Annotated in this window: 3 protein-coding genes; all 3 read right to left on the bottom strand. The window is 48.4% G+C overall.

Features of this window, described 5'->3' with window-relative positions:
* On the bottom strand, nt 1–775 hold a 775-nt coding region (locus tag IJG50_04150; GenBank protein ID MBQ3379042.1), incomplete at its 3' end, for a hypothetical protein.
* The gene (locus IJG50_04145) at nt 768–1979 is read right to left on the bottom strand and encodes a hypothetical protein (GenBank protein MBQ3379041.1); all 1212 of its coding nucleotides are present in this window, start codon (nt 1977–1979) and stop codon (nt 768–770) included. The genes IJG50_04145 and IJG50_04150, both read right to left, overlap by 8 nt.
* 55 nt (nt 1980–2034) lie before the next feature.
* Nucleotides 2035–2381 (bottom strand): hypothetical protein (locus tag IJG50_04140; GenBank protein ID MBQ3379040.1); only part of this gene is annotated, 347 nt, incomplete at its 5' end.

Here is a 2381-nt window from a genome sequence, read left to right as displayed (position 1 = left end):
CCTCCGCGTCCTCGCACTCCGCAAAAGAGAAGTCGGAAAAATGTCGCAGCACAAAGGTTGCCGTTCTTTTTTCTCTGTCTATATAGGGATGTATCACCTCATACGAGCCGTCTGCATGGTGGTGGAGAATATTAAGAAAATCAAGGTTTATGCCGTCCGGTATCGGAAGCGACACCTTAACGGGCACCGAAAGCTCTTCGTTCTCCGTTATTATGCTTTCATTTGTTTCTTCGTCCACGATATCCATTGAAAAGCTCACCGAATTCTTATACATAGTCGGCAGAACATGATCGTTTTCGGCTCTGTCGATTTTAAGCACGACCGACTGTCCCTCTTCTGCATTAAGGCCTGCGCCTATAACGCTCACCTCTGCCTCGGGCAGCGTTTCGCTCACGGCGTCCGTGACTACAACAAAGGGCGTTCTTCCCGCCATCTGTTCAAGCCATGCGATATTGCCTGCGGCCTGCGTATTGCTTATGTCGGCCGCCATAATTACGGCAAGGTCGGCAGTGTCGATATCGCGTACCTGCGCTACTGCGTCCTCTATTTCCTCAGGGGTGCTTTCTTCGGTCAATGCGTCTATGATCTCGTTAAGCTCTAAAGACACGTCGGAAATATAGTAAGGTTCGCTCATTTCAGACCAATCGCTGCATAATGCCGTTGTGATATCCGAGCTTAAAAGGCGCACATTGAAATAGTAATATCCCTCTCCGTTCTCCTCTATATAGGAGTCCGGTATACTGCTATGGTCGTCCTTAAAGTCTATTTTACCCATGGTACCCACATCTCCGATGAATTCCGGCGTAGTCCCAATGCATCATGTAATATCCTTCATCAAATCTCCATGAAAGGTCATAGGGCGCATTCAGCCGCTCCTCCGGCTTGTCAAAGTGCCACGTTTGCGAGACTGCCGCATTGCTGTCGGCATACTCCGTATTATCTCCGAGCGTTACCACGGTGAAGTAATAATCGCCGCTCTCCTCGAAATCGCTTACAAAGATATCGTATTCGGTGTAATCGTCGCTGTGAAAATCCGTCCAGTCTATTTCCTCGGGATCCCCATCCTCGTTCTCCTTAAAAAGGGAAAGTTTGTACAACCCTTGGGTGCGGCGTGCGGGAATGTGGGATATATACCCTGGGTACGGCTCTCCTTTGCCCGTTTCGCCCCATTTAAGACCTATAGGCTCGTCGAGCATGGGAAGACCGTTTTCGTCATATTCTATGTGGGATATCCCTGAATTTATATGAACAATATCAGAGTATACCGTATCTCCCGTACTGTAAACTGCATTCGGGCTCATTACATAGCGCAGATCATATGGATCTGTCTTGGGATCTATCTCGATCTTGGGATCAGGTATTATGAATACAAATGGACCATCCAAATCAACGTTGTACCACATCTCGCCGTCCACGCTGTACTGCCATTGGCAGTCCGCATAATACTCGGGGTGCTGCTCTCCGTCGCTGTATATGCCTTTGCCGAAGAGAACAAGCGTCGGCTCATCCTCGAAGCAAATGTACTCATACGCCGGATAGACCATTTTGTCATCAAAGTATATCCCCGCACCTTCGATTACCGGAAGCTCCTGCGGTATCAGCTCAAGCGCGATCTCCACATAAAGATCCCTCGATACCATACCTAAATACATCGCTCCGAGTTTTTTGCTTTGCTGCAAAAAGCTCTGCGTCCCGTCGAACCAGGTGTTGAATCTGATTTCTTTTATCCGATAGCCCTTTTTAATATCGCTTATCGTAAATGCGATACGGGTATCCGCCGGAAGGTCAACACTGCCGCTGCCTTTTTTAAGCACGGCGGGCTTTTCGTCCTCCATGGTCGTTTCATCAAATACCGTAACGGTGCAAAGACTTTCGTCATAATCGAACGTCACCTCTACGGTCTCGTCCGCCGCCATCGCCGCAGGCATCAGCGTAAGAAGCAGCGCGAGGCAAATAAATACCGATATAAGTTTTTTCATTTTTTCATCCCTTCTCTTCGTCATTTGGAAATTGTTTTAAATTCGGGTGCGCTGCTCACCCTTCCAAAAGCGGAACGCCGCTTTCGGAAGCAAGAAGAAATACCCTGTATTCATGAGATTCGGGCAGCACGAACTTTCCTTCAGATGATATGGGAACATTGATCACTCTGCTTTCGGTCATAACGCCGTTTTCATTGTAAAGCCCTACGATAAGGCTTGACGACACGCCGTCCGGCAAAGCGATCTTATACGAAAGCGTCATTCCCGCAAGAGAAATATCCGCCTCCGCGTCCTCGCACTCCGCAAAAGAGAAGTCGGAAAAATGTCGCAGCACAAAGGTTGCCGTTCTTTTTTCTCTGTCTATATAGGGATGTATCACCTCATACGAGCCGTCTGCATGGT

This window comes from Clostridia bacterium, assembly GCA_017405765.1.
Lineage (GTDB): Bacteria > Bacillota > Clostridia > Oscillospirales > RGIG577 > RGIG577.
Note: the sequence above shows the minus strand (reverse complement) of the source record. Positions and strands in the feature narration are given on the sequence as shown.